The organism is Pseudomonas sp. NBRC 111138 (assembly GCF_001320835.1).
GTDB lineage: Bacteria > Pseudomonadota > Gammaproteobacteria > Pseudomonadales > Pseudomonadaceae > Aquipseudomonas > Aquipseudomonas paracarnis.
Genome location: NZ_BCBO01000026.1, coordinates 1 through 26,638 on the forward strand (window position 1 = coordinate 1; position 26,638 = coordinate 26,638).

The 26,638-nt window shown below is 59.7% G+C and carries 32 protein-coding genes; 21 read left to right on the forward strand and 11 right to left on the reverse strand.

Translation table 11 applies throughout. From position 1 onward, the window contains the following. From APH41_RS04890 to recX, 12 genes are all read left to right on the forward strand, one after another. On the forward strand, positions 1-152 hold a 152-nt coding region (locus APH41_RS04890), incomplete at its 5' end, for a phage major tail tube protein (RefSeq protein ID WP_177333550.1). 181 nt (positions 153-333) lie between these two features. Further along, positions 334-906 (forward strand): phage tail assembly protein, encoded by a 573-nt coding sequence (locus APH41_RS04895; protein ID WP_054917796.1) that lies wholly within the window; start codon positions 334-336, stop codon positions 904-906. Next, the gene (locus APH41_RS29300; RefSeq protein ID WP_014717169.1) at positions 903-1,028 is read left to right on the forward strand and encodes a hypothetical protein; all 126 of its coding nucleotides are present in this window, start codon (positions 903-905) and stop codon (positions 1,026-1,028) included. The genes APH41_RS04895 and APH41_RS29300 overlap by 4 nt, the downstream gene beginning before the upstream one ends. Before the next feature lie 87 nt (positions 1,029-1,115). After that, positions 1,116-3,257 carry a phage tail tape measure protein gene (locus APH41_RS04900; RefSeq protein WP_082430421.1) on the forward strand — a complete coding sequence of 714 codons (2,142 nt, stop codon included), beginning with the start codon at positions 1,116-1,118 and terminating at the stop codon, positions 3,255-3,257. Then, positions 3,257-3,640 (forward strand): phage tail protein, encoded by a 384-nt coding sequence (locus APH41_RS04905; protein WP_034126484.1) that lies wholly within the window; start codon positions 3,257-3,259, stop codon positions 3,638-3,640. Before APH41_RS04900 ends, APH41_RS04905 begins: the two co-directional genes overlap by 1 nt. Next, the gene (locus tag APH41_RS04910) at positions 3,633-3,845 is read left to right on the forward strand and encodes a tail protein X (RefSeq protein WP_014717172.1); all 213 of its coding nucleotides are present in this window, start codon (positions 3,633-3,635) and stop codon (positions 3,843-3,845) included. The genes APH41_RS04905 and APH41_RS04910 overlap by 8 nt, the downstream gene beginning before the upstream one ends. A 9-nt stretch (positions 3,846-3,854) precedes the next feature. Then, positions 3,855-4,856: a contractile injection system protein, VgrG/Pvc8 family gene (locus tag APH41_RS04915; RefSeq protein WP_054917800.1), complete on the forward strand. Its 1,002-nt coding sequence runs from the start codon at positions 3,855-3,857 to the stop codon at positions 4,854-4,856. 22 nt (positions 4,857-4,878) lie between these two features. Then, positions 4,879-5,436, forward strand: a complete 558-nt coding sequence (locus tag APH41_RS04920; RefSeq protein WP_034126486.1) for a glycoside hydrolase family 19 protein — start codon at positions 4,879-4,881, stop codon at positions 5,434-5,436. Further along, positions 5,424-5,918, forward strand: a complete 495-nt coding sequence (locus APH41_RS27905) for a lysis system i-spanin subunit Rz (RefSeq protein WP_034126487.1) — start codon at positions 5,424-5,426, stop codon at positions 5,916-5,918. The genes APH41_RS04920 and APH41_RS27905 overlap by 13 nt, the downstream gene beginning before the upstream one ends. Before the next feature lie 81 nt (positions 5,919-5,999). Continuing rightward, a complete protein-coding gene (locus tag APH41_RS04935; RefSeq protein WP_054897099.1) occupies positions 6,000-6,500 on the forward strand; it encodes a CinA family protein in 501 nt (166 codons plus the stop codon). A gap of 83 nt (positions 6,501-6,583) precedes the next feature. Then, a complete protein-coding gene (gene recA / locus APH41_RS04940) occupies positions 6,584-7,642 on the forward strand; it encodes a recombinase RecA (RefSeq protein ID WP_014717176.1) in 1,059 nt (352 codons plus the stop codon). A gap of 8 nt (positions 7,643-7,650) precedes the next feature. Beyond that, positions 7,651-8,118, forward strand: a complete 468-nt coding sequence (gene recX, locus APH41_RS04945; protein ID WP_034126489.1) for a recombination regulator RecX — start codon at positions 7,651-7,653, stop codon at positions 8,116-8,118. 58 nt (positions 8,119-8,176) lie between these two features. Here recX and APH41_RS04950 read toward each other — a convergent pair whose 3' ends face one another. Continuing rightward, the gene (locus tag APH41_RS04950) at positions 8,177-9,289 is read right to left on the reverse strand and encodes a TIGR00730 family Rossman fold protein (protein ID WP_034126490.1); all 1,113 of its coding nucleotides are present in this window, start codon (positions 9,287-9,289) and stop codon (positions 8,177-8,179) included. Positions 9,290-9,584: 295 nt separating this feature from the next. After that, the gene (locus APH41_RS04955; protein ID WP_034126491.1) at positions 9,585-10,019 is read right to left on the reverse strand and encodes a PA3611 family quorum-sensing-regulated virulence factor; all 435 of its coding nucleotides are present in this window, start codon (positions 10,017-10,019) and stop codon (positions 9,585-9,587) included. A gap of 178 nt (positions 10,020-10,197) precedes the next feature. On the opposite strand from APH41_RS04955, the gene APH41_RS04960 reads away from it, so the two are divergent. From APH41_RS04960 to APH41_RS04970, 3 genes are all read left to right on the forward strand, one after another. Further along, positions 10,198-10,917 (forward strand): tRNA-uridine aminocarboxypropyltransferase, encoded by a 720-nt coding sequence (locus APH41_RS04960; RefSeq protein WP_054917802.1) that lies wholly within the window; start codon positions 10,198-10,200, stop codon positions 10,915-10,917. 251 nt (positions 10,918-11,168) lie between these two features. After that, entirely contained in the window at positions 11,169-11,819 is a 651-nt protein-coding gene (erdR, locus tag APH41_RS04965) for a response regulator transcription factor ErdR (protein WP_003189050.1), read from the forward strand. A gap of 75 nt (positions 11,820-11,894) precedes the next feature. Further along, a complete protein-coding gene (locus APH41_RS04970) occupies positions 11,895-12,257 on the forward strand; it encodes a diacylglycerol kinase (RefSeq protein WP_003189051.1) in 363 nt (120 codons plus the stop codon). A gap of 3 nt (positions 12,258-12,260) precedes the next feature. Here the strand turns inward: APH41_RS04970 and APH41_RS04975 are convergent, their stop codons facing one another. Then, a complete protein-coding gene (locus tag APH41_RS04975) occupies positions 12,261-13,187 on the reverse strand; it encodes a LysR family transcriptional regulator (RefSeq protein WP_003189054.1) in 927 nt (308 codons plus the stop codon). Between the two features lie 125 nt (positions 13,188-13,312). Here APH41_RS04975 and fpr point away from each other — a divergent pair, with 125 nt between their 5' ends. After that, positions 13,313-14,092: a ferredoxin-NADP reductase gene (gene fpr, locus APH41_RS04980; protein WP_003189055.1), complete on the forward strand. Its 780-nt coding sequence runs from the start codon at positions 13,313-13,315 to the stop codon at positions 14,090-14,092. A gap of 181 nt (positions 14,093-14,273) precedes the next feature. On the opposite strand, the gene tsaA is transcribed toward fpr, so the two are convergent. The 7 genes from tsaA to APH41_RS05015 form a co-directional block, all read right to left on the reverse strand. Then, positions 14,274-14,969 carry a tRNA (N6-threonylcarbamoyladenosine(37)-N6)-methyltransferase TrmO gene (tsaA, locus tag APH41_RS04985; protein WP_054917804.1) on the reverse strand — a complete coding sequence of 232 codons (696 nt, stop codon included), beginning with the start codon at positions 14,967-14,969 and terminating at the stop codon, positions 14,274-14,276. 3 nt (positions 14,970-14,972) lie between these two features. Then, positions 14,973-15,434, reverse strand: coding sequence for a DUF1456 family protein (locus APH41_RS04990; protein ID WP_005785469.1), 462 nt, complete (start codon positions 15,432-15,434; stop codon positions 14,973-14,975). A gap of 68 nt (positions 15,435-15,502) precedes the next feature. Next, positions 15,503-16,213, reverse strand: a complete 711-nt coding sequence (locus tag APH41_RS04995) for an rRNA pseudouridine synthase (RefSeq protein ID WP_014717183.1) — start codon at positions 16,211-16,213, stop codon at positions 15,503-15,505. A gap of 207 nt (positions 16,214-16,420) precedes the next feature. After that, the gene (locus tag APH41_RS05000; protein WP_034126495.1) at positions 16,421-16,891 is read right to left on the reverse strand and encodes a GNAT family N-acetyltransferase; all 471 of its coding nucleotides are present in this window, start codon (positions 16,889-16,891) and stop codon (positions 16,421-16,423) included. A 99-nt stretch (positions 16,892-16,990) separates the two neighbouring features. Further along, positions 16,991-18,331 (reverse strand): 30S ribosomal protein S12 methylthiotransferase RimO, encoded by a 1,341-nt coding sequence (gene rimO / locus APH41_RS05005; RefSeq protein ID WP_003231334.1) that lies wholly within the window; start codon positions 18,329-18,331, stop codon positions 16,991-16,993. 181 nt (positions 18,332-18,512) lie between these two features. Then, positions 18,513-18,848 carry an addiction module antidote protein gene (locus APH41_RS05010; RefSeq protein ID WP_014717185.1) on the reverse strand — a complete coding sequence of 112 codons (336 nt, stop codon included), beginning with the start codon at positions 18,846-18,848 and terminating at the stop codon, positions 18,513-18,515. After that, positions 18,845-19,168 (reverse strand): type II toxin-antitoxin system RelE/ParE family toxin, encoded by a 324-nt coding sequence (locus APH41_RS05015; protein WP_054917806.1) that lies wholly within the window; start codon positions 19,166-19,168, stop codon positions 18,845-18,847. The genes APH41_RS05010 and APH41_RS05015 overlap by 4 nt, the downstream gene beginning before the upstream one ends. A 414-nt stretch (positions 19,169-19,582) precedes the next feature. Here APH41_RS05015 and APH41_RS05020 point away from each other — a divergent pair, with 414 nt between their 5' ends. From APH41_RS05020 to APH41_RS05035, 4 genes are all read left to right on the forward strand, one after another. Beyond that, the gene (locus tag APH41_RS05020; protein WP_014717187.1) at positions 19,583-21,484 is read left to right on the forward strand and encodes a potassium transporter Kup; all 1,902 of its coding nucleotides are present in this window, start codon (positions 19,583-19,585) and stop codon (positions 21,482-21,484) included. Positions 21,485-21,610: 126 nt separating this feature from the next. After that, positions 21,611-22,717, forward strand: a complete 1,107-nt coding sequence (locus APH41_RS05025; protein WP_034126499.1) for an NADH:flavin oxidoreductase/NADH oxidase — start codon at positions 21,611-21,613, stop codon at positions 22,715-22,717. A 103-nt stretch (positions 22,718-22,820) separates the two neighbouring features. Beyond that, positions 22,821-23,357, forward strand: a complete 537-nt coding sequence (locus APH41_RS05030; RefSeq protein ID WP_054917808.1) for a GNAT family N-acetyltransferase — start codon at positions 22,821-22,823, stop codon at positions 23,355-23,357. A 204-nt stretch (positions 23,358-23,561) separates the two neighbouring features. Further along, the gene (locus APH41_RS05035; protein WP_014717190.1) at positions 23,562-23,747 is read left to right on the forward strand and encodes a hypothetical protein; all 186 of its coding nucleotides are present in this window, start codon (positions 23,562-23,564) and stop codon (positions 23,745-23,747) included. Between the two features lie 53 nt (positions 23,748-23,800). Here APH41_RS05035 and APH41_RS05040 read toward each other — a convergent pair whose 3' ends face one another. Then, positions 23,801-25,426, reverse strand: coding sequence for a glucan biosynthesis protein D (locus tag APH41_RS05040; RefSeq protein WP_054917809.1), 1,626 nt, complete (start codon positions 25,424-25,426; stop codon positions 23,801-23,803). A 304-nt stretch (positions 25,427-25,730) separates the two neighbouring features. Between APH41_RS05040 and APH41_RS05045 the strand changes: the two genes are divergently transcribed. Next, positions 25,731-26,438 (forward strand): tellurite resistance TerB family protein, encoded by a 708-nt coding sequence (locus APH41_RS05045; RefSeq protein WP_054917810.1) that lies wholly within the window; start codon positions 25,731-25,733, stop codon positions 26,436-26,438. Positions 26,439-26,638: the final 200 nt, after the last annotated feature.

The following is a 26,638-nucleotide window of genomic DNA, read 5'->3' on the forward strand; positions in this document are numbered from 1 at the left end:
AGGCCACCACCACGCTGGAGCTGTCCTGCCGTACCTACAACCGTCTGGAAAATGGCATTTCGGTGATCGACATCGATGTGCGCACCCAGAAGTTCGTGCTCAACGGCGTCGACATTCTTGGCGATGCCCGCCGCGCCGTGCTGATGCCTTAAGGGCCGGCGCAATCTGAAGCGAGCACGGTCAAGGTGGGAGCTGGCTTGCCTGCGATGCAGGCGACTCGGTATCCCTGGTGTATCGAGTGGATGCCATCGCAGGCAAGCCAGCTCCCACAGGGGCCATGCTCAGGTTTAGATTTTTCGCACTTTTCAATACCGTTCAACAAGGAATTGCCCCATGGCCTGGATGCCACCGTTGCACATCCTGCTGTCCCCGATCACCGCCGACACCGGTGCAATGATCGAGCAGGTTCAACTCAAACCGTTGTTCTACGCCGCGCAAAAAGACGCGCTGGCCCGGGCCGGTGATGACGAGGACGACCAGTTCTTCGAACTGGCGAAACTCGCCACCGGCCTGTCGGAAAAAGAACTCGACCAACTCAAACGCCCGGACTACGTGAGCATTGCGCAGTACGTACACGAAATGTCGACGCGCCCGGCCTCGTTCTTCTTGAAAGAACAGGACGTGACGACCCACGACCAGCCTGTCCACCTGCTATTACCCCTGGAAGCCGCCGGCCGAACCCTGACCGAACTGCCCCTGGAAATGCCCGCCCTGCGCGCTACCAAGGTGATGAAAAAGCTAGCCACTAACAAAGAGCGTGCCGAGTTCATCACCGCCCATTGCACCGGCCTGATGATTCCCGATCTTGCCGGCCTGACCGTGCCCGACTGGACCGAGCTGCAGGAGCGCATCGACGATTTTTTAAACAAACCGGCGGACTTCTTTCGGAGCGCGACATCGAAGTGATCCTCGATGTAGTGCCGCTGGTTTACTCGGTAAACGAAGCGGAAATCCTCGATTGGGAAGCCGGCAAAGCATTGCGCCGCTACGACATCGCAATCAGTCGTCTTGGCGTCAAACAGGAGTAGAGCGCAATGGCAGATAGTAATCATGGAGCAGGGTCAGCCATTGCCAAGGACGGCGTGATGACTCAGGGCGCACTTCAGATGACAGGAATGCACGCTAGTCTCAAACCTATCACCCAAGCGCTGCCGAGCCCGCTTGAGGGGGCCCCGGGGAGTGCGGCGAGTTTGGCCCTGGCATTGGCCGATGCCAGCTTGCAGATCAAGCATCTGGCGGACGGGCAGGTCCGGTTGGTCGATACGCTGGAGCTGTTCAACGTCTCGTTGCTCAAGGTGATGGAAGCCCGGCAAGCTCAAACTGCCGGGAACGCAGAGGGTACGAAGACCGTCGCGCCTACAGACAAGCGCACACCCTCGCAGGCGCTGGACGCCGCGATGACCGATATTGACCAACTGTTGATGCTTGCCCGGCATGAGCGCAAGGCATTGCGTGAAGCCAACCTTGCCATGGCGTCCGAGCCGGTGGTGGCTGCCAGTGGTGCCAGTGCCGTCGACCTCGCAAAGGTCGAGTATGCCGCCGCCCGTTCCGGTATCGGCAGTGATCGCAAGGACGCTTCGGGCAATATCGACCCCGTTGGGCGCCGGGCAGACCTGCAGCAGTTCGCTCGCGACGCTGCGATCCTGGCGACGGCGTTCAAGATCGACGTCAAAAATGCCGGCGAAATCATGGGCGGCTGGCGCGAGTCAATGCACCTTGATCGCGCACAAGCCTTGGACCTTGCCGACGCAACAAACGTGCTGGGCACCCAGGTATCGCTCAAGGCCGAATCGGCGGATATCGGCGCTGTTGTGCAACTCCAAGGCGCTGCCGCGAAGGCTGCGGGCATGAGTCCCGAACAGGCTGCAGCGCTTTCGGCGGCGTTGTTGAGCGCAGGTAACAGCAAGGTTGTTGCTGGTGCCGGGCTGGAAAAAATCAGCGCCGTCCTGGCTAAAGGCGACAACGCCTCTGCAGGGCAACGCAGTGCCTGGGCAGAGCTCAAGCTTGATCCAAAAGTACTCGCGGCGGGCATGAAACAGGACGCCCCACAGGCCGTGCTTACGGTGCTGGAGGCGCTCAAGTCGCAACCTGCCGAAAGGCAGGCGGTGCTGGCGACCCAGTTGTTCGACGGCAACCAGACGATTCTGAGCCTGGTACCGGTGATCGACAGCGTGAAACAGGCCTTTTCGCTGGTCGCAGAAAAATCCACCTACGCCACTTCGACGCTGGGCGACCAAGGTTCGGTGCTGCGTTCGGCCGCGGTTCGTGCGGACTCTACTTACGCACGTCGGCAAGCCTACGAGGCCAGTACCACACGCTTGAGCACCGCCTCTGATACAGCGCTGGCCCCCGTTGTGGATGCCTCGCTGACCGCAATGAACGGCCTGGTCAGTGGCGTGGCTTGGCTCGCGGAAGGCCTGCCCAAGGCTGCCGCTGCCGTCACCCTGGCGGGGGCGGTGCTGATCCCGGTGGTTTCCGGTGTTTTCGGTGCCGTGAAGGACAAGATTTTCGAAAAGGTCGCAGGGAAAGTGCTCGGAGAGGGGCCGGCAGCCGGGAATAAAACCACACCGCCGGACAGCCAGCGCAACGCCCCGAGTAATGACGGGCACAACGGTAATCGCCCGTCTGCTTCCGGCCCTGGCATCTCTGGCAAGGCGGCGAAGGTGAGCAAGCTGGCCAAAGGGGTCCCCCTGGGTTTGGTGGTGGCCCAGGCCGGTGTCGAGATGACGCAAGGCGCGATGACCGGAAACCTGGGTCAAGCGGTTGGCACTAGCGTGGGCTCCATCGGCGGCGGTGTTGCCGGCGGTGTCGTCGGTGATGTGGCCGGGATGGCGATAGGCCGAGCGGTCGGCACGCTGGCGGGAGCTGTTATCGGTTCGGTTGTTCCGGGTGCCGGCACAGTGTTGGGCGGTGTGATGGGCGGCGTCGCCGGGGGCGCAATCGGTAAGGTAGTCGGTGGCGCCGTGGGCACTTTCGTGGGCAGTGACGTCGGTGCGTGGCTGGCTGAAAAAGTGATGGGGACGGGCGATCGCCTGCCATCCCCCACGGAGGTCAGCAAAAACCTCAACGCCCCTCAGGCCGACAACCGCCAAATCAACTTCGCCCCGCAAATCACCATCACCGCGCCTGAGCAAGCCAGCCATCAACAACTGGCGGCGCTCGTGGTGCAACAGATCGAAGCGCAATTTACCCCGCTGTCGATGGACAACCTGCTGGCGACCCGACGCGGCGCAGCACTCACCGATGGAGCTGTGTGATGCGACAACAGATGGTCTTGGGTACTTTTATTTTCGGGCTGTCCCGTGGGTTCGCCTACGACACGCTTGATCGTGGTAGCAGCGGGGGCTGGGTCAGTCTCGACATCATTGCCGGCAAACCTAAATCCAGCCAGGTCGGCCAGGGGCTCGAAACGCTGGCATTGGGCGGCAAGGCTGCGCGTGCCGATGGCATGGCGCGCCTGGATGAGTTGCGCACCCTGCAGGCCCTGCGGGCGCCGTTGCCTTTGGTGGACGGGTTGGGGCGTAACTGGGGGCTATGGACCATCCAGTCGATCAGTGAAAAACAAGCCAGCGTGATCGACGACGGGACGGCCATGGTGATCAATTGGACATTGTTACTGGAGGAGTTCGTCAATGCGTAGGGTTCGAAGTATTGCCGGCGACTCGGTGAACCTGTTGCTCTACCGCGAACTGGGGCGCAGTGATGATGCCGCAGAAGAAGCGTTGTGGCGCTTGAACCCGGAGTTGGCCGAACAGGGCGCGGTACTGCCGGCGGGCGTCAGCGTGCTGGTGCCCGAATTGGACGCGCAACCGGTTGCGAGTCGGCCGGTTTCCGCCTGGGATTAAGGAGCCATCATGGCACTCGGATTTACACCTGTAGTGGAGCTATACGGAGCCAATGCCGCGTTATTCAACGAGAGGCTCTTGGATTGGGAGCATACCGACGCAGCGGGGTTTGTATCTGATCAACTGAAGTTGACCCTCGATATCGAGGGGCTTGAAGGGCTGCCCGATCTGGGCGGCAAAATTGGCCTGCGTATTGGCTACCTGGAATCGGGCCTGGTGGATAAGGGCGTGTTCAAGATCACCCAGCGCACGCCGTCGATGTTCCCATTGCGACTGGTGCTGGTGGCCACGGCGGCACCGTTCGACGAGCACGAATTCAAACAGCGCCGCACCGCCAGCCATGGGCCGATAACCCTGGGTGCGCTGTTTCGCCAACTGACCACCCGATATGGTTTTTCACCGCGTGTGGCGCCTGAACTCGACGGTGAGCCGATCGCGCACATCGATCAGACCAATGAAAGCGACATGGCCTTTCTGACGCGCCTGGCCAAGCGCTTCGATGCGGTGGCCAAGCCTGTCGATGAGCTGTATGTACTGGGGCGCAAAGGCCAGATCAAGACGCTGTCGGGCAAGGCATTGCCGGATGTACGGTTGTCGATTACCCATGACAATCGTCCAGGTGACCGCGCGTTCATCAGCGCCAGTTTCACCGAAACCAGCCGTGCCAAATACAACGGCGCGCAAACGTCATGGTGGGACGCGGCAGCCGGAAAACAGCGTGTCGTCAAGGTGGGCATCGCACCCTTCAAAGTGGTGACACAGCGATACCAGAGCGAGGACGAAGCACGCTCGGCGGCGCAGGGAGAGATGCGGCGGGTGGGGCGCGAAGGGTTGCAGATCGATGTGGTCTGCCCTGGTAATCCTTCGTTGGCTGCTGAAGGCCTGTTGCTGCTGGATGAGTCGTGGCCGGGGTTCATGCAAGGGCGCTGGTCGATTAAAACGGTGAAATCCAAGGGCGAGCGAAAAGGTGGCTATCGGAGTACGGTCCAGGCCAGCGGTTTGTCGGTGTAGATCCTTCCTTAGAGTAAAACCCATGGTAATCACACATGCTCAGCTTCTGGGTGTCATGCCTGGAGCCCGTCTTCGCGCGGGCATTTTTTTAACCTTTCTAAATGCGGCCTTTGCGGGGCATCAGATCAATACGGCCCGTCGCGTCGCCGCCTTCCTCGCCCAAATCGGCCACGAGTCTGCCCAGTTGCAGTACGTGCGCGAATTGGGCAGTGATCAATACTTGAGCAAATATGACACCGGCAGCTTGGCCGCGCGGCTGGGCAACACCCCTGAGGCGGACGGTGATGGGCAAATGTATCGGGGCAGGGGGCTGATCCAGATCACCGGGCGCCGTAATTACATGGCGTGCAGCCAAGCTCTGTTTGGTGACGATCGTCTGCTGCGACAACCAAAATTGCTGGAGCAGCCACAGTGGGCCTGCGAATCTGCCGCCTGGTTCTGGCAAAGCAACGGCCTCAATGAGCTCGCCGACAAAGACCAGTTCACCACCATCACTCGCCGTATCAATGGTGGGCTCAACGGTCTGGACGATCGTTTGCGGTTGTGGGTGCGAGCGAAGGCGGTGCTATGCGTTTCCTAGGTGCGTTTCGCTTGGTCGGTGTGTGCCTGCTCATGGCGCTTGTTTGGCAGGTGCAGGCGTGGCGATACGGGGCGCAGCTGGAGCTGCAATCGGTCCGACATACACAGGCGCTCAGCCAACAAAGCCAGGCAATTCTTCAGCAACAACAGGCTGAACAGGCCAAACGCCTGGCCCTTGAACAGCAAATCTCTACCAGCGATCACCAACACATTCAGGAATTGAACGATGCCCTGCGTAATCAAGCGGCTCTGCGCGATCGCCTGGCCACTGCTGATGTGCGGCTGTCAGTCCTTCTCGCCACCGTCACCACTGGCTGCACAGTGCCTGCCGCCCCCAGCCCCGGCGGCGTGGTTCATGCAACCTCGCGAGCCCGACTTGACCCGGCGCATGCTCAGCGAATTATCCGCATCACCGACGACGGCGATAACGCCCTGATCGCCTTGCGTGCTTGCCAGGCCTACGTGCAGGCCGTCGCGCATTAGCGTCTTGATGCACTCTGTACCTTGCATGGTCGATGGGCTCCTGTAGGGTAGGCAAACCCCCGCCCATTCCTGGAGACGACCGTGAAGGAAATCACTCAACTGGCTGCCGAACTGGGTCGCCGTTTGCAGGTGCTCAGTGCCCACGTCACCACTGCCGAGTCCTGTACCGGCGGCGGCATCGCCGAAGCCATCACGCGGATCCCGGGCAGTTCGGCCTGGTTCGAGGCGGGCTATGTCACTTATTCCAACCGACAGAAGACCCGGCAGTTGAATGTACCGGAAAAACTGTTCGCCAAAGTCGGGGCCGTCAGCCAGGAAGTGGTGGAGGCGATGGCCCGCGGCGCGCAGGAAAAAAGCCTGGCGCGGTTTGCCGTGGCGGTCAGCGGTGTTGCCGGCCCCGATGGCGGTTCGCCGGACAAGCCGGTGGGCACCGTTTGGCTGGCTTTTGCCGTGGGCGAAGAGGTGACGGCTGAGCTTGCGCACTTCACCGGCAACCGCGACGAGGTCCGCCGACAAACGGTAAAAGCCGCGCTGGAGGGCTTGTTGCGACGAGCTGCAGCAGAAATAGACAATCAGGGGTAGGCGATCTTGGATCTTTGTGGAACAATACTGTCTACTTATACAGGTGTTGGCCGTCAGGCCTTATTGATTACGTGAGGACTTTAATGGACGACAACAAGAAGAAAGCCTTGGCTGCGGCCCTGGGTCAGATCGAACGTCAATTCGGCAAGGGTGCCGTAATGCGTATGGGCGATCACGACCGTCAGGCGATCCCGGCTATTTCCACTGGCTCTCTGGGTCTGGACATCGCGCTCGGCATTGGCGGCCTGCCAAAAGGCCGTATCGTTGAAATCTACGGTCCTGAATCTTCCGGTAAAACCACCCTGACCCTGTCGGTGATTGCCCAGGCGCAGAAAATGGGCGCCACCTGTGCGTTCGTCGACGCCGAGCACGCCCTGGATCCTGAATACGCCGGCAAGCTGGGCGTCAACGTTGATGACCTGCTGGTTTCCCAGCCGGACACCGGCGAGCAAGCCCTGGAAATCACCGACATGTTGGTGCGCTCCAACGCCATCGACGTGATCGTGGTCGACTCCGTGGCAGCCCTGGTGCCCAAGGCTGAAATCGAAGGCGAAATGGGCGACATGCACGTGGGCCTGCAAGCCCGCCTGATGTCCCAGGCGCTGCGTAAAATTACCGGTAACATCAAGAACGCCAACTGCCTGGTGATCTTCATCAACCAGATCCGTATGAAGATCGGCGTGATGTTCGGCAGCCCGGAAACCACCACCGGTGGTAACGCGCTGAAGTTCTACGCTTCGGTCCGTCTGGATATCCGCCGTACGGGCGCGGTGAAGGAAGGTGACGAGGTTGTCGGTAGCGAAACCCGCGTCAAGGTCGTGAAGAACAAAGTGGCCCCGCCATTCCGTCAGGCTGAGTTCCAGATTCTCTACGGCAAGGGTATCTACCTGAACGGCGAGATGATCGACCTGGGCGTACTGCACGGTTTCGTCGAGAAGTCCGGTGCCTGGTATGCCTACAACGGCAGCAAGATCGGTCAGGGCAAGGCCAACTCGGCCAAGTTCCTGGCGGATAACCCGGATATCGCTGCCACGCTTGAGAAGCAGATCCGCGACAAGCTGTTGACCGCAGCGCCGGACGTGAAGGCGGCTGCCAACCGCGAGCCGGTAGATGAAATGGAAGAAGCCGATACTGACGTCTGAAGCAAGCGATGACTGTTGTACTGGATACACTCGTCGCCGTTCGGCGCACTGCGATGGACCTGCTCGCTCGCCGCGAGCATGGTCGAGTCGAACTGACACGTAAGTTGCGTCAGCGCGGCGCAGAGCCTGAGATGATCGAAACAGCCCTCGACCGGTTGACGGAAGAAGGGCTGTTGTCGGAAGCCCGTTACCTCGAAAGCTTTGTGTCTTACCGCGCACGCTCCGGTTATGGACCTGCGCGGATTCGCGAAGAGTTGAGCCAGCGTGGACTGCAACGTGCCGATATTGACCTTGCGCTACGTGAGTGCGGTATCAGTTGGCAGTCGCAGTTGGAGGAAACCTGGCGTCGCAAGTTTGCTGGGCATCTTCCTATTGATGCCAAGGAGCGTGCGAAGCAAGGTCGCTTCTTGAGTTATCGCGGGTTTTCGATGGACATGATCAGCCGCTTATTGAGCGGTCGGGATATGGACGACTGAGCAAAAAACAAAAGGCCCACTATGAAAATAGTGGGCCTTTTTTTTTGCCTGCAAAAAATCACGCTGTTTCTGGTGTCATCCGTTGCTGTGCCTTGCCCTGGGCCTGTGCCCAGTTCTCCGGCAGGTTGATGTAATCCACCAACTCCCGCAATCGCCCCTGATCGCGACCGTTGAAATTGAACACCAAACGCGTCAAATGGCTGAACCTCGGTTCGTCATGGTCTTCGCCCGTATAGGCGAGTTGCTGGAACTCGCCACTGAGCCGCAAGCTGGCAAACGCTTGCTGCATATGGGCCAGGGCGCGGTCACTCAGTGGATGATTCATGCGCACCACAAACTCACGCTTAAGCCAACGGGTGGAGTGGAAGTTGGCGTAGAACTGGTTGATTTCGTCCACCGCCTCTTCGGCGCTGTAGACCAGGCGGACCAGTTTGAGGTCGGTGGGCAGGATATAGCGATTGGCTTCCAGCTGGCTGCGGATGAAATCCAGGGCGCCTTGCCAGAATCCACCGCCCGGCGCATCCAGTAGCACTACCGGCACCAGCGGGCTCTTGCCGGTCTGGATCAGGGTGAGCACTTCCAATGCCTCGTCGAGGGTGCCGAAGCCGCCAGGGCACAACACCAGCGCGTCGGCTTCTTTGACGAAGAACAGCTTACGGGTAAAGAAGAAGTGGAATGACAGCAGGTTGTCGGTGCCATCAATGGTTGGGTTGGCATGCTGTTCAAAGGGCAGGGTGATATTGAACCCCAGGCTGTGCTCCAGGCCCGCGCCTTCGTGGGCTGCGGCCATGATCCCGCCACCGCCACCGGTGATGACCATCAGGTCGGAACGTGCCAACGCCGCACCCACCTCTCGGGCCAGCGCATACAGCGGGCTTTCCACTGGCGTACGCGCCGAGCCGAATACCGTGACTTTGCGCCGGCCCTTGAATTGTTCGAGCACCCGAAAGGCATGGTCCAGTTCACGGATGGCACGCAGGGTGATCTTGGCGTTCCAGCGATCACGGTCGTCCTGGGCCATACGCAGGACGGTGAGGATCATGTCTCGATAAAGAGGGATATTCGGGCTGTTGGGGGCGATCAACTGAATTTGTGCGTCGACCTGCTGAGTGAGGTCGGTCCCGTTTTCTTCAAAATGACGAAGCAGCAAATCATTCGATTCATAAGGCATTCAATTTCTCCTTCTTTACAGGGCCTGGGTAGTCGACGAGAACGTCGCCTGGGCCACGACACTGCTTGTGTCGCGGCATGCCGCAAGAGGGCAGGCCTTTTTTTGCCCTGAAAATATGACAGAACAGCATTAAAAACTGTGGTGGGCGGGCATCTGGGATGAACTGATCATGGGCCGAAAAACCCTTGGCTGGCAACCGCTTATTGGGGGTTCATTACGCAGTTTAGTCGTTGGTGGCAAACGCAGAGGAAGCGTGCGCGCCGCTGGGAAGCAGCGCGGGAGGGTCAAGCAGAGGTTACTTTTTCTTTTTCGCCGGAGCCGGGCAATCGGCCTCTGCGAACTTGACGGAAGCCACCGGGCGATTGGTCTTGTTCTCGGTAATTTCGTAGCGCATCACTGCGCCTTTGGCCATCAGCTCGCGGTAGCCCGGGTTGGTGCACACACTGCGGCCCAGCTGGAAATACACAGCCTTGGGGTTGGCGCGCATCTGTTCGGCACGGTCAGGCAGCACGCTGAGGTGATCGATCAGTTGCATCCCTTCAACGGTGTAGGCGACTTCCAGGGTTTTTTCATCGATTTCCCGGGGCAGGTCCTTGTTGCTTTCGGCCGCGACGCTTTGCAGCTTCTTGTTCATTTGAGCCTCCAGCAGCGAGGCCGCGTGGGCGCCCATAGGCAAGACCAGCGCAAGGGCGACGGATGGGGCAACAAGGCGCAGCATGGAACGCAGCATGAAACTCTCCTGATTCGGTTACTGGTGCATAGACCAGCCACTGGGCTGTGCGTTCAGTGGCGCGCAATTATAGGTGAGCCCTTGCCACTACAGCCAGGCGTATCGCTGGTAAACTGCGGGACTTCTGTTTTTCACGAGTTTGTTCCGTGTCGATTTCTTCTACTGCGCCGCGTGCCCGATGAGTCACGCCGTCTCCCGTTTGCGTACCCAGCGTCTGGCGCGTGCCGTCAGGCCGTTTCTCAATCGGGGTTCCCGTGCTGAGCGCTGTCCCGGCTGTCGGGTCATTCCTGAGTACTGCCTGTGTGCCTGGCGGCCTCAGGTAGAAGCCAAGTCCGCCATGTGCCTATTGATGCATGACGTTGAACCGATGAAGCCCAGTAACACGGGCTGGCTGATCGCCGATGTCATACACGACACCACCGCGTTTGCCTGGTCGCGTACCGAAGTCGACCCCGAGTTGCTCAGGTTGCTGGCCGACCCGCAGTGGCAACCCTACATCGTATTTCCCGGTGAATTCGTGGCGCCGCAACGGGTGGTCAGTGAAGTGCGCGTGGAGGAGGGCAAGCGCCCACTGTTCATCCTGCTGGACGGCACCTGGAGCGAAGCGCGCAAGATGTTTCGCAAAAGTCCCTATCTGGAACATTTACCGGTGCTGAGCCTGGCACCCGAGCAACTGTCGCGTTACAAGCTACGGCGCTCCAAGCGTGATGACCACTTCTGCACCGCCGAGGTGGCGGCGCTGTGCCTGGAGCTGGCCGATGACCTGGTCGCCAGCGAAGTGCTGGATGCCTACCTCGATGTATTCAGCACCCATTATCTGGCTGCCAAGTTCCAACTGCCACTGGATGCGGCAGACACCGTGCATACGCGCCTTGCACCCTACATCCCGGCGGGATAACCAGACGACGTTTGCATGATGGCACTGTAAGCCCGCAACCCGCTAAAATCCCCACGGGCGTAGTGCTTGACCCTCCAGGCTACGCTGGGCATGCTGTGCGCCGATTGGGCGCAACCGTGAATTATCGACGTCGTTTCATGTGTTTTTGACGTTGAGCGGGCCCTGTGGCGATCGCTGCCCGGCCGTCGCCTCGTGTATTGGTGAACCCTGAACCCATCAGGGCTCCCATAAAAAACAGGATCATTTAACCAATGGCCACATACGAAATCCTGATTGCCGATGACCACCCGCTGTTTCGCAGCGCACTGCATCAGGCCGTAACCCTGGGCCTTGGCCCCGATGTACGTTTGGTCGAAGTAGCCAGCATTGCCGAACTGGAAGCCCGCCTGACTGAAAAATCCGACTGGGACCTGGTGTTGCTCGACCTGAACATGCCGGGCGCCTACGGTTTTTCTGGGCTGGTGCTGCTGCGTGGCCAATACCCGCAGATCCCCGTGGTGATGGTGTCGGCCCAGGAAGAAGCCGACGTGGTGGTGCGCTCCAAGGAGTTTGGTGCCAGCGGTTTCATTCCCAAGTCCAGCGCGATGGAAGATATCCAGAAAGCCGTGCGCACGGTGTTGGACGGCGATGTGTCCTGGCCACCCCAGGCGTTTGAAGAAATCAATGTGTCCGATGAAGCCAAGGCCGCCCGCGATGGCCTGGCCAGTTTGACGCCCCAGCAGTTCCGGGTGTTGACCATGGTTTGCGAAGGTTTGTTGAACAAGCAGATTGCCTACGAATTGAGTGTGTCGGAAGCGACCATCAAGGCCCACGTTACGGCGATTTTCCGTAAGTTGGGCGTGCGTACGCGCACTCAGGCGGCGTTGCTTTTGCAGCAACTTGAGTCTATCTCGCAACATTAAGTTACAGCCGCTTCACGCTTTTTTGACTTTGCGTGATCTAGCTTCCCCACTTCTTTGGTTCAGTTGCCTACATCTATGTCGCCTTTCAAGGGTCAAACCGGTATCAAACGTATTTTCAACGCAGGGGGCTATTCCCTGGATGGCCTGCGTGCGGCTTTCACTGGCGAGGCGGCATTCCGCCAGTTGGTGTTGCTGAACGTCATCCTGATCCCCTTGAGCTTTTTCCTGCAGGTCAGCCGGGTTGAACGGGCGCTGCTGATTGCAGTGTGTTTGTTGGCGCTGATCGTCGAATTGCTCAACTCAGCGGTAGAAGCGGCCATTGACCGTATTTCCCTGGACCGCCACCCGCTGTCGAAAAACGCCAAGGATATGGGCAGCGCCGCGCAATTCGTGGCACTGACCATGATCACCCTGGTATGGGCGGTGATCCTGATCTGAGGATCACGCGATACTCGGCAGTACGATCTCGTCGCTGCGCTGCACCCCAGCGGTGAAGGCGCGGCACAGTTCGAGAAACTCGCGCATCGCCGAGGTCTGGTACTTCTGCTTGTGCCAGATGAAGTAGAACTGCCGGGCCAGGTCCAGGTCCGGGGTTTCCACCGGCACCAGGCTGCCACGGCGGAAGGCATCGCGCAGCGCCAGCCGCGAAATGCAGCCAATCCCCAAGCCCGACTCCACTGCCCGTTTGATCGCCTCGGTGTGTTCCAGCTCCAGGCGGATATTCAGCGCGCTGCGGTGATGGCGCATTGCCTGATCAAAGGTCAGTCGCGTGCCCGAGCCCTGTTCCCGCAGGATCCACGCTTCGTGGGTCAACTCGTCCATGGTGGCCACGCCACGCTTGGCCAAATGATGCTGGGGCGCACAGAACACCACCAGCTCATCTTCTACCCACGTCTGCACCTCGATATCCGGGTGGCTGCAGTCGCCTTCAATTAGACCCAGGTCAATTTCGTAGTGGGCAACCTGATGCACGATATGGGCAGTGTTCTGCACATGCAGCTTTACCTGGCTCTCGGGGTGTTGCTGCATAAAGCTGCCAATCAGCAGTGTCGCCAGGTAATTGCCTATGGTCAGCGTGGCTCCGACCGCCAGGGAACCGAAGCCTGACTTGCCGTTGAGCAGGTCTTCTATCTCCTTGGCCTGGTCCAGCAGCGCCACCGCTTGGGGTAGCAACTGATGGCCGAGGGCGTTGAGGCTCAGGCGTTTGCCGGCGCGGTCGAATAATTGGCAGCTGGATTGACGCTCCAGCTCGGTAATCGAGGTGCTGGCGGCGGATTGAGATAAGGCCAGAAGGCCAGCAGCGCGCGAGACGCTTTCCTGCTGGGCGACGGCGACGAAAACTTGCAGTTGACGGAGAGTAAATCGCATATCGATATAACCGATAACCCTTATCTTAATAATCCAGTTAACAGATATTGTCGCCGCCATTAGAATGCTGTGCAATTGCGCATCCATACCTTTGGCGCAGACCCATTTCCAGGAGTCCCCCTTACATGAGCAACATGAACCACGAGCGTGTCCTCAGTGTTCATCACTGGAACGACACTCTGTTCAGCTTCAAGTGCACCCGCGATCCGGGCCTGCGCTTCGAGAACGGTCAGTTCGTGATGATCGGCCTGCAACAACCCAACGGCCGCCCGCTCATGCGCGCTTACTCCATTGCCAGCCCGAACTGGGAAGAGCACCTGGAGTTCTTCAGCATCAAGGTGCCCGATGGCCCGCTGACTTCCCAATTGCAGCATTTGAAGGAAGGCGACGAGATCATCATCAGCAAAAAACCGACGGGCACTCTGGTGCTTGACGATTTGAAGCCGGGCAAACACCTGTACCTGCTCAGCACCGGTACTGGCCTCGCTCCATTCATGAGCGTGATCCAGGACCCGGAGACCTACGAGCGCTTCGAAAAAGTCATCCTGTGCCACGGCGTGCGCTACGTCAACGAAGTCGCCTATCGCGAATTCATCACCGAGCACCTGCCGCAGAACGAGTTCTTCGGTGAGGCCCTGCGTGACAAGTTGATCTACTACCCGACCGTGACCCGCGAGCCGTTCGAAAACGAAGGCCGCCTGACCGACCTGATGCGCAGCGGCAAGCTGTTCAGCGACATCGGCCTGCCGCCGATCAACCCCGAAGACGACCGCGCCATGCTGTGCGGCAGCCCAAGCATGTTGGACGAGACCAGCGAAGTGTTGAACAGCTTCGGCCTGAAAGTTTCGCCACGGATGCGTGAGCCGGGTGACTACCTGATCGAGCGTGCGTTCGTCGAGAAGTGACTTCGGGTCACTTGTAGGAGCGAGCTTGCTCGCGAAGAACGCCAACGATAACGCTGGCATCTTGACTGAACGCGGTGCCTGCTCGTTTTTCGCGAGCAAGCTCGCTCCTACAGTCGAATGCGTTGCAAAGAAAAGCCCGCGTTGCCTGTGAAGGCAGCGCGGGCTTTTGCGTTTCTGCGATTTACTGCGCCGAAACCACTTCCAGCACACAAATCATCCCCGGCTCCGGGTAGTGCCAGCGCACATCCACATCCCAGAACCGCACACCGTATTCGCGTTCCGACGTCGGAACCTGATACGCCGGCCGCGGGTCCTGTGCCAGGCACTGTTCAATCAGCTCCACCAACGGTTCACCAAGGCGCTGTGCATGGCCTTGCGCCTGTTGCAGTGCAGCCTTGAGCCATTGCACGCCGATCAGCGCGGGCGCATCGCTGGCGATGTCGTTGGTGGCGGCATCCACGATATCGGCATAAGGCACATACGGCTTGATATCCAACACCGGCGTGCCATCGAGCAAATCTATGCCGGAAATCCACAGGCGCCCCGGTTCCACCTTGTCCAGCTTCACCACCGACTGGCCGATGCCATTGGGGCGATGGGTTGCGCGGGTGGCAAACACGCCCATGGACGTATTGCCGCCCAGGCGTGGCGGGCGCACTTTCAGGCGTGGCTTGTCTTCCAGGGCCTGATGAAACAGAAACAGCAGCCACACATGGCTGACCTGCTCCAGCCCCTGCACCGCCTCACCCTGGTCGAACGGCGCCACCAGCTCCAGCACGCCACGGGCAGCCGGTGCCAGTTGCGGTTGGCGCGGGATGGCGAACTTCTCCTTGAAACAGGAGCGTACGAAGCCGACGGGCGAGACCTGGTAACTCATGGCTTAGGCACGGACCCGCAAGGTCAGGCCCTTGAGGAAGTTGCGCAGCAACTGATCGCCACAGGTGCGGTAGTTGGTATGACCAAACTTGCGGAACAGCGCGCTCAGCTCTGGCTTGGACACCGGGAACTCCGCCGCCTTGAGGATTGCATGCATGTCGTCTTCCTTCAGTTCGAAGGCCACGCGCAGCTTTTTCAGGATGATGTTGTTGGTCACCGGGGTTTCGATCGGCTGCGGCGGGCGGCTTTCGTCCTTGCCGCGCTTGAAAATCACCAAGCCATCGAGGAAGTGAGCCATGACTTCATCCGGGCAGAACACGAAGCCTTCTTCCTCATCTTTCTTGAGGTAGGTCAGCAGGTCTTCCTTGGTCACGTCCATGCCGCCGAGCTTGATGATCTCGACCATCTTGTTGTCGCTGATGTCGAGCATGTAGCGCACGCTGCGCAGTACGTCGTTGTGAATCATGATGGGCAATCCTGGTATTCAACTGATGACACCGCCGGAATCAGGCGGTGTCGGGAAAAGGGAACGGCTTAAAACTTTTCTTTGCCGGACAGGTAACGCCATTGGCCCACTGGCACCTTGCCAATGGACACGCCGCCGATGCGGATGCGGCGGATGGCGATGACTTTCAGGCCAACGGCTTCGCAGAACAGCGCGATCACGCCGGGTTGCGGGTTTTTCATCGCAAAGCGCAGGCGGTTCTCGTTCTGCCAGCTGGCTTTGACGGCAGGCAGCTCTTTGCCTTTGTAGGTCAGGCCGTGGTTCAAGCGGTTAAGGCCGTGGGCAACCATGTCGCCTTCGACTTCCACCACGTATTCCTGCTCGATCTTGGCGGCATCGGCGGTCAACTTGCGCAGAATCTTCCAGTCTTGGGTGAACACTAGCAGGCCACTGGCCTTGGCTTGCAGGTCGGCGCTGGCGCTCAGGCGCAGAAAGTGCCCCTTGAGCGGGCGCTTGCCGAAACGGTGCTCTTCAGAAAGGGTTTCGGCGCTGATCGAGGCCATGGCGGTTTCAGCATCCATGCCTGCGGGGGCGTGCATCAGGATGGTCACCGGCTCTGGCGCGGTGGCTTTAGCTTCCGGGTCCAGCTCGACCTTCTCGTCAGTGACCTTGAACTGCGGCTCGTCGATCACTTCGCCGTCCACCGAGACCCAGCCGCCTTCGATAAACAGCTCAGCCTCCCGACGGGAGCAACCGACCAGTTCGATAAGGCGTTTGGAGAGGCGTATGGGGTCAGTCATGACAAGGGCCGTAACAAAAGGGGGCAGCTATTGTACCTGCCTGGCGCCGGTTAATCCCGGCCCCATTTCAGCACATGGGCCATAACAATTACTTAACTGACACAACACGGGTCAAATGTGGGAGCTGGCTTGCCTGCGATGGCGGTATACCAGCACCGGATGGGTAGACTGACCCGACGCCTTCGCAGGCAAGCCAGCTCCCACAGTTCAGGCATTACGGGCCCGTTGCTGCTGGTGTAGACGCAGGTGCAGCAATGGATAAGGCTGCCCAAGCCCATCATGTTCTGTTCGCCCGATCACCTCGAAGCCTTGCTTGAGGTAAAAGCCCAGGGCCTGGGGGTTCTGTTCGTTGACGTCCAGTTCATCGGCATTCATGTGTTCGATCGCGTAACCCAGCAATTGCCGGCCCAGTCCCTGGCCACGGTGGTGCGGGTCGATAAACAGCATTTCCACCTTGCCCGCGGACACTCCGGCGAACCCGGTGATGCGTTGGCATGAGTCCTTGGTGCAGATCAGCATGACCGCATCGAGGTACCGGGTCAGCACCAGGTTTTTCAACATGTCGATATAGCTGTCCGGGAGGAAGTCGTGGGTAGCGCGTACCGAGTCCTCCCAGATCTGCACCAGGCGCGTGTAGTCGCTGGTTTTAGGTGTGTGAATCACCGAATGCTGACGCATACCCGCTGTCCCTTGCTGTATTCGGGGTTGATGGACAATACGATAGACCTAAAAAAGCCCCGCATCTTCTCAGAGGCGAGGCTTTTTATCACCGTGCGATCAGTCGCGCTTTTCAGCCCACAAGTCGTACTCGTCGGCGTCGGTCACGGTGCACCAGACTTTGTCACCCGGCTTCAGGCCGCTGGCATCGTCGATAAACACGTTACCGTCAATTTCAGGGGCGTCGAAGAAGCAACGACCCACCGCGCCTTGCTCGTCGACTTCATCGATCAGCACTTCGATTTCCTTGCCGATGCGCAGTTGCAGGCGTGCCGAGCTGATGGCCTGCTGGTGCGCCATGAAGCGCTCCCAACGGTCTTGCTTGACGTCGTCCGGTACCACGGCCAAGTCCAGCAGGTTGGCCGGTGCACCTTCCACCGGCGAGTACTGGAAGCAACCGACGCGGTCCAGCTGCGCTTCGGTCAGCCAGTCCAACAGGTACTGGAAGTCTTCCTCGGTCTCGCCGGGGAAACCGACGATGAAGGTGGAGCGGATGATCAGCTCCGGGCAGATCTCGCGCCAGTTCTTGATGCGTGCCAGGGTCTTGTCTTCAAACGCCGGGCGTTTCATCGCCTTGAGCACTTTCGGGCTGGCGTGCTGGAACGGGATGTCCAGGTACGGCAGGATCTTGCCGGCGGCCATCAACGGGATCAACTCGTCCACGTGCGGGTAAGGGTAAACATAGTGCAGGCGCACCCACACGCCCAGGCTGCTGAGGGCTTCGCACAGCTCGGTCATGCGGGTTTTCACCGGCGCGCCGTTCCAGAAGCCGGTGCGGTATTTCACATCGACGCCGTAAGCGCTGGTGTCCTGGGAGATCACCAGCAGCTCCTTGACGCCAGACTTGACCAGGCGCTGGGCCTCATCAAGCACATCACCGACCGGACGGCTCACCAGCTTGCCGCGCATCGACGGGATGATGCAGAAGCTGCAGCTGTGGTTGCAGCCTTCAGAAATCTTCAGGTACGCGTAGTGACGCGGGGTCAGTTTGATGCCCTGGGGCGGCACCAGGTCGATCAGCGGGTTGTGGTCCTGACGTGGCGGCACCACTTCGTGCACGGCGTTGACCACCTGCTCGTACTGCTGCGGGCCGGTCACGGCCAGCACGCTCGGGTGCACGTTGCGGATATTGCCTTCTTCCACCCCCATGCAGCCGGTCACGATGACCTTGCCGTTTTCCTTGATGGCTTCGCCGATCACTTCCAGGGATTCGGCCTTGGCCGAGTCGATGAAGCCGCAGGTGTTGACCACCACCACATCGGCGTCCTGGTAAGTGGACACGACGTCGTAGCCTTCCATACGCAATTGCGTGAGGATGCGCTCGGAGTCGACAAGCGCCTTCGGGCAACCCAGGGAAACAAAGCCAACCTTGGGGTTGGCTTTTGCGATGGTGGTGGACATGTCTAACCTCGGTATTGAATGACGCTGCCGGTCGTGCACGACAAGGCAACGGATGGGCGCTTGGTGCGCCTCTGATCAAAAAGTGCGCAATTCTATCGGTGGGCAACGCACTTGACCAGCTTTATGCAGGGAAATACGACGAGTGCTGCGCCGGGTCATCCCCATAGCCACTGGCGCGCGCTTAAGCCCGGATGTCTTGTTCGGTTCGGTGCGATACCACTTTAGACATGCCCACACCTAACGCCTGGAGGACTTTAAGCAAAGTGGAGAGCTTAGGATCCCCGCCGACGCCGATGGACCTGTAGAGGTTTGCTCTATTGAGTCCTGTGTTCTGCGACAAGCTGAGCATCCCACCACGGGCTTCCGCCACTCGACGGATAGCGACAAGGAAAGCGTCCTCGCCACCGGCTTCATCTATTTCCTCAAGCGCGACAGATAAATATTCGAGGGCGAATGCTTCGTCGTTGCGAAGCATTTCCAGAACGCTATCTTCGTGCGGGCGGGTACGAATGGTCATTTTTGCTGCACCTTGTAAGATTTCCAGAGAGCCTTGGCCTGATCGATATCGTTCTGCTGTTTGGCCTTCGAACCACCGCCCAATAGGAAAATGATTTTTCGATCCTGGACGGCGTAATACACGCGAAACCCCGGGCCGAAATCGAGCTTCATCTCAAAGACCCCATCACCCACTGGCTCGGTAACGCCAAAGTGACCAAGGGACGCTCGATCCACTCTGGTGGTGATTCTTGCTTTCGAACGCCTGTCCTGCACTGTATCCAGCCAAGCCTGGTAGATATCCACGCCGTTGATTGACAGTACGTGTTTCACTTCGTACATGAGGAGTGTACCTTAAAAGAGACAGTCCGATAGTTGAGTTTTTATATCGACTGCGCGCCATGCGAATGCACGAATGACTGATCAGGTAATCCGGCCAAGGCGCTCCTGCTCACACCACCCACGCAGCACGACTGAGCCGGGCCAGGAATATACGGTTGGCCGTAAATGTGATCAATGCAGGCAAAAAGGCGCCAAAGTGCTGCTGTGCCCGCTATGACTGATTGCCTAAAACGACACCCCGTTCACTTGAACGGGGAAATACGACGAGTGCTGCGCTATGCTTCGCGCCGTTGCGCACGGGTAAAGCCCTTGGGTCAATAAAACGTCTGTTACGAGAAGTAAAACGGCGCATGCTAGGGTCAGCTTAGAAGCGCTGTTTATAAAAGACCTCAGGTCAAAGGGCAGGAGTGGTTGATGGGTCAGGCAAGTAGTCAGGCAGCAGGTGCCGAGCATTCAAAAGCCAAGCCGATTGGCATGCTGGTAGCGGCGGTCGGGGTGGTTTATGGCGATATCGGGACCAGCCCGCTCTACACCCTTAAAGAGGTGTTCAACGGTGGTTATGGGGTGCAGGTCAACCATGACGGCGTCCTGGGGATCCTGGCGCTGATCTTCTGGTCGCTGATCTGGGTGGTGTCGATCAAGTACGTATTGTTCGTGCTGCGTGCCGACAACCAGGGCGAGGGCGGCATCATGGCCCTCACCGCGTTGGCCCGGCGAGCTGCCGGGAAGCACACGAAATTGCGCAGTTTCCTGGTGGTGTGTGGCCTGTGTGGCGCGGCGTTGTTCTACGGCGACAGTATGATCACCCCGGCAATTTCGGTGTTGTCGGCCATCGAAGGCTTGGAACTGGCGTTCGACGGCCTGGAAAAATGGGTAGTGCCCATTGCCCTGGTGGTGCTGGTGGCGCTGTTCCTGATCCAGAAACACGGCACCGACCGCATCGGCAAGCTGTTTGGCCCGGTGATGGTTACCTGGTTCCTGGTATTGGGCGGCCTGGGGGTGTACGGCATCCTGCAGCAGCCCGAAGTGCTCAATGCGCTGAACCCGGCATGGGGCGTGCGCTTCTTCATGGTTCACCCCGGTATTGGCGTGGCGATCCTCGGCGCGGTGGTGCTGGCATTGACCGGCGCTGAAGCGTTGTACGCCGACATGGGCCACTTTGGCCGCAAACCCATCGCCCGCGCCTGGTTCCTGCTGGTGCTGCCGGCGCTGGTGCTGAACTATTTTGGCCAGGGCGCGATGCTGCTGGGCGATCCGGAAGCGGCGCGCAACCCGTTCTACCTGCTGGCGCCGAGCTGGGCACTGGTCCCGTTGGTGGGCTTGTCCACCATGGCCACGGTGATTGCTTCCCAGGCGGTGATTTCCGGCGCGTTCTCGTTGACCCGCCAGGCGATCCAGCTGGGTTACATCCCGCGCATGCATATCCAGCACACCTCCAGTGCCGAACAGGGCCAGATCTACATCGGTGCAGTGAACTGGTCGTTGATGGTCGGCGTGATCTTGCTGGTGCTGGGTTTCGAATCCTCCGGCGCTCTGGCCTCGGCCTACGGCGTAGCTGTGACGGGCACCATGCTGATGACTACCATCCTGGTGTCGGCGGTGATGCTGCTGCTGTGGAAGTGGCCACCGGTGCTGGCCGTGCCGCTGTTGCTCTGCTGCCTGTTGGTGGATGGCCTGTTCTTCGCCGCCAACGCGCCGAAGATCCTCCAGGGCGGCGCCTTCCCGGTACTGGCCGGGATCGTGCTGTTCGTGCTGATGACCACCTGGAAGCGCGGCAAGCAATTGCTGGTCGGCCGTCTCGACGAGGGTGGCCTGCCGTTGCCGATCTTTATCAGCAGTATCCGCGTACAGCCGCCCCATCGCGTTCAGGGCACGGCGGTGTTCCTCACCGCGCGGCCCGACGCCGTGCCCCATGCGCTGTTGCACAACCTGCTGCATAACCAGGTGCTGCATGAGCAGGTGGTGCTGTTGACCGTGGTCTACGAAGACATTCCACGGGTGCCTGCGGCGCGACGCTTCGAGGTGGATGCCTATGGCGAAGGCTTCTTCCGGGTGATCCTGCACTTCGGGTTCACCGATGAACCGGACGTGCCTGAAGCGCTGAAACTGTGCCATCTGGATGACCTGGACTTCAGCCCGATGCGCACCACCTACTTCCTCAGCCGTGAAACGGTAATTGCCTCGCGCATCAAAGGCATGGCCCGTTGGCGTGAAGTGTTGTTTGCCTTCATGTTGAAAAACGCCAACGGCAACCTGCGGTTCTTCAAACTGCCGGTCAACCGTGTGATCGAGTTGGGCACCCAGGTCGAGATGTAAGGCGCTGCCTACCGGGAGCCGGCAATCGGCTCCCGCTTTCCTTTCTGAACCCTGTGCAAACGATGGTTGTCGACTAGGCTCTATGCACTGTTGAACAGTGCCCACAGAACCCAGAAGAGGTGCGCCATGAGTCAGCTGCTCGAACCTTATACCCTGCGCCAATTGACCCTGCTCAACCGCATCGCGGTTTCACCCATGTGCCAATACTCCAGCGACGATGGCCTGGCCAATGACTGGCACCTGGTGCACCTCGGCAGCCGGGCTGTGGGTGGCGCCGGGCTGATTTTTACCGAGGCCACGGCGGTGACCGCCGATGGCCGTATCACCGCCCAGGACCTGGGCCTGTGGAACGACACCCAGATCGAACCATTGCGGCGCATCACCCGTTTTATCGCGGCCCAGGGCGCGGTGGCGGGTATTCAATTGGCCCACGCCGGGCGCAAGGCCAGCACCCACCGGCCATGGATCGGCAAACACGGCAGCGTCAAGCCGGAGGAGGGCGGCTGGGTGCCGGTGGGGCCCTCGCCGATTGCCTTCGACCCCAATCACACCCAGCCCAAGCCACTGGACGAAGCACAGATCCAGCAAGTAATCGCCGACTTTGTCGCCGCCGCCAGGCGCGCCTTGACCGCAGGCTTTGAGGTGGTGGAAATCCATGCCGCCCACGGGTACCTGCTGCACCAGTTTCTCTCGCCGATCAGCAACCAGCGTCAGGACCACTACGGCGGCTCCTTCGAAAACCGCATTCGCCTGGTGCTGGAAGTCACCAAGGCCGTGCGCGCCGTGTGGCCTGAGGAGTTGCCGCTGTTTGTACGCGTGTCGGCAACCGATTGGGTGGAAGACGGCTGGAACCCGGATGAGACCGTGGAATTGGCGCGCCGCCTGAAAGACCTCGGGGTGGATCTGATCGACGTGTCGTCCGGTGGTACCGCCGCCAATGCCGAGATTCCCACCGGCCCCGGCTACCAGACGCGCTTCGCCGAGCGCGTGCGCAAGGAATCGGGCATCGCCACCGGCACGGTCGGCATGATTACCGAACCGGCCCAGGCCGAGCACATCCTGCGTACCTGCCAGGCTGACATTATTTTTCTGGCCCGTGAACTGCTGCGCGACCCGTACTGGCCGTTGCATGCCGACGATGACCTGGGCGGACGCAAAGCCATCTGGCCGGCGCAGTACCAGCGGGCAACCCATCGGGACCAGCCGATCCATGAGTCGGATCTGCGGGATTGACCCTACTTACCTCTGTGCCAAACCCACCCTGATACGGTGGGTTTTTTCTTGCTCGCGTTTATAGGAAGGTTGATCCTTGGCGGTTGTTAAGCAGGAGAAGCTTATGCTGGTGGAACGCGCGTTAACCGAAGACGATATCCCTTTGCTGGCAACCATCGATCGTACGGAGCTGATCCCGGCGTGCTATCGCATGGACTGCGGCGAACTGGTGTTGTATGCCACACATCATGATATGCGCGGCTGGCCCGAAGGCGAGGCTGAACAGGATGCGGTGGCGCTGCGTGCCTGCCTCCAGCGCGGCGGGTGGTTGTGGGGCGTATTCGACGGCCAGGTGCTGGTTGCCGCAGTGGTGGTGGACAATCGGCCGTTCCATCACCAGGGCCTGCTGATGCGGCAGCTGAAATTCCTGCATGTCAGCCACAGTGCCCGCGGTTCTGGCCTGGGCGGTCGGTTGTTGGCGCTGGCTTGCGAGCACGGCCGGCAAGTGGGGGCCCAAGCGCTCTATATCTCGGCGACGGAGTCGCGTAACACTGTGGACTTTTACCTGCGCCATGGTTGCCGTCTGTTGCAGCAACCCCACGCTGAGCTTTATGCGCAAGAACCGCTAGACATTCACCTGTATCGACCCCTGCGTGAGTAATGGCTGTAGGTTTTTATTACCGCCGTTATTTTTTAAGTTAATACTCTAAAAAAGTCCCACGAATGATGAGATAGTTTCTACGCTAAGGGTAAGCCCGACTCCTGGCCCAGGGAGACAGGCGGTTGGTCCGCGAAGCCGTTGCGCTTCCCGGGAGTTTGGAAATGGGCACCAGGAGTGTTTGACTGATATCAGGAGTAGCGGTCCATGGCCAAGTCCTATGGCGTAGCGGGTGCGGTGGCGTCTTTTCTGAGCCGTCGGATGTCCTTGCGGGGTCGAAGGTTGAGTTCAGATGAGATGGAGTTGCTGGTGCAATACCGGGCGCTGACCGAGAGCGATCAGGTGGCGATGCGGTATCTGATTGGTGCGATGAAAAGCGTGTCGCGGTTCTAAGCCACCTGTGATCATTCCCACGCTGCGGCGTGGGAATGATCAGGCGGTTAATTTCAGGTGTACTTGCGCTGCTCCGGTGCTGGCGGGAAGTACTGATACAGCCAGGTTTCACTCAGGGTGCGGTCCTGGGTTCGTATAAACAGGCGCAATTCGACGGGTTCCACGCTGTCGCTGGTGGGGTACCAGTCGAACAGGATGCGATAGCCCTTGATGTTATCCAGCACCAGCACGCTGAAATCCTTCACCTCACCATGGGAACAAGTCACCACCGGCTCGATGCCGGTGCCCGCTGGCAGGCGATCCAGGCCGCCGCCCTTGAAGTCTACGGCGAAACGCCGCGCCCATACCTTCGGATAATGCTCGCCGGGTGCCCAGCCTTCGGTAAAGCCGCCCATGCCCGAACGGGTCGCGTCGACCTGTGCCAGCGGCGTGCTCACCGGCGGCAGTGCGCTCCAGTACAGCTTGTAGCCGTAGTTGAGCGAATCACCGGCGGCCACGGGCTTTTTCGGGGTCCAGAAGGCCACGATATTGTCCAGGGTTTCGCCAGTGGTGGGGATTTCCAGCAAGTCGATGGAGCCTTCGCCCCAGGCCGTGGTCGGTTCAACCCACAGGCTTGGGCGTTTGCTGTACCAGTCGACGGTGTCCTGGTAGCTGGCGAACTCATGGTCGGTCTGCACCAGGCCGAAGCCTTTGGGGTTGGTGTCGGCGAACGCGTTGAATTGCAGCTTGGCCGGGTTGTTCAGGGGCCGGCAGATCCACTCGCCGTTGCCGCGCCACATGGCCAGGCGGTCCGAGTCGTGGATTTGCGGGTGGATGGTGTCGCACATGCGGCGCTCATGGGTGCCGCAGCTGAACATACTGGTCATGGGCGCGATGCCCAGTTGCTCGATGGCGGTGCGCGCATTGATGTGCGCGTCGATCGCCATCACCACTTGGTTGGCCTGGCAGTCGATATCGAAGCGGTAGGCGCCGGTGGCGCTTGGCGAGTCGAGCAGGGCGTAGACCACAAAGCGCGTGGCGTCCTTGTCCGGAGTTTCGAACCAGAACTGCGTGAAATCGGGGAATTCCTCGCGTTTTTTTGCGTAGGTATCAATCGCCAGGCCACGCGCCGAGAGGCCGTACTGGCCGGTGGAGTCCACCGCACGGAAGTAGCTGGCGCCGAGAAACGACAGCACGTCATGGCGGTCCAACTCCGGCGCCTTGAACAGCTTGAAGCCGGAGAAACCCAGATCCCCGGTCAGTTGCTGGGTGTCCACCGTGGTTTTTTCATAGTTGAACAGTGAAGGGCGAAAATGCACTTCGCGGGCTTCACGGGTCTTTGGGTCGACGCTGTGCATGCGCACCGGCGTCTTGAAGCCCATGCCGACGTGGAAGAACTGCACGTCCAGTTGGCCGTTCAACTCCTTCCACAGCGAATGGTTACGGTCATAGCCGATGGCGTTGAAATTCTGCGGGGTCATGGTGGCCAGGGTCGGCGGCAGCACCTGCTTAGTGTCCTGGTAGCCACGGGTGGCCAATTGCTTGGCCTGGGCCTTGAGCGATTCGAAATCGAACGCCACGGCTTTGCCATCGGCAGCCCGATTCCCGGCCCAGGCCTGCGCGGCCAGCAGGCCACTGGCCGACAAACCGGTGTAAGCCGCAATGGCCATGGATGCTTTGAGCAAATTCCTGCGGTGCATAGAGACAACCTGTCGTGAGCAAATCCCGCGCCGTTCCTGGCACGTAGCGGATCAGAAATAACGGTTCGGACATGCCTTCGGCCAAACGCAACGGACAATAAACAGACGCCGGATAGCTTAAGCGGTTCGATGAACAAGGCAAATTGGTTGATGGCGGGATGATGGCGTTGCATGTGCAACAAGACATTTCCAGCATCGCAGGAGAACGTTACATCTGGAAGCACTCTAGATCGCGGCTTTTTGGCACTTAGTTTTACGCTGGAGGCCTATTGGTCCTACGAACCCAAGTGTCTGGAGGCTACGAATGAATACCCGTGGATTGCTCGATCAGTTGCTCAAGTCTGGCCAGGACATGTTGCAAAACAAGGCCGGCGGCCAACGCAAATCCAATGACAAGGGCGCCCTCGGCGGCTTGCTCAGCGGTGGCGGGCTCGGCAGCATGCTCGGCGGTGCCGGCGGCGGCGCCCTGGCGGCGGGGGCCATGGGCTTGCTGCTGGGCAACAAGAAGGCGCGTAAATTCGGCGGCAAGGCGCTCACTTACGGCGGCCTGGCCGCACTGGGTGTGATTGCCTACAAGGCTTACGGCAACTGGCAAGCCCAGCAGGTCAACGCGCCCCAAGGCGAGCCTCAAACCATCGACCGCCTGCCGGCTGACCAGGTGGAGCAACACAGCCAGGGCATTCTCAAGGCACTGGTGGCCGCGGCCAAGGCTGATGGGCATGTGGATGAGCGCGAGCGCGCCTTGATCGAAGGCGAATTTACCAAGCTGGACAACGACCAGGAGCTGCAACACTGGCTGCACGCCGAACTCGACAAGCCCCTGGACCCCACCGACGTTGCCCGCGCCGCCAGCACCCCGGAAATGGCCGCCGAAATGTACATCGCCAGCGTGATGCTGGTGGACGAAGAAAACTTCATGGAAAAAGCCTACCTGGACGAACTGGCACGCCAACTGAAACTTGAACCAGGCTTGAAGCTTGAGCTGGAAAAACAAGTACGGCTAAACGCATAAATAGGGCCACACGCCAGTCAAACCTGTGGGAACGGGCTTGCCCGCGAATGCGGTGGGCCAGTCACTCTATTTCTGACTGACTGACTGACTGACTGACTGACTGACTGACTCACGCCATCGCGGCATAGGCACCAACACCGTAACCACGATGCGAAGCGAGCCGCTCTTGATCTTGCTTTTGATCTGCTTGTGATCTTGAT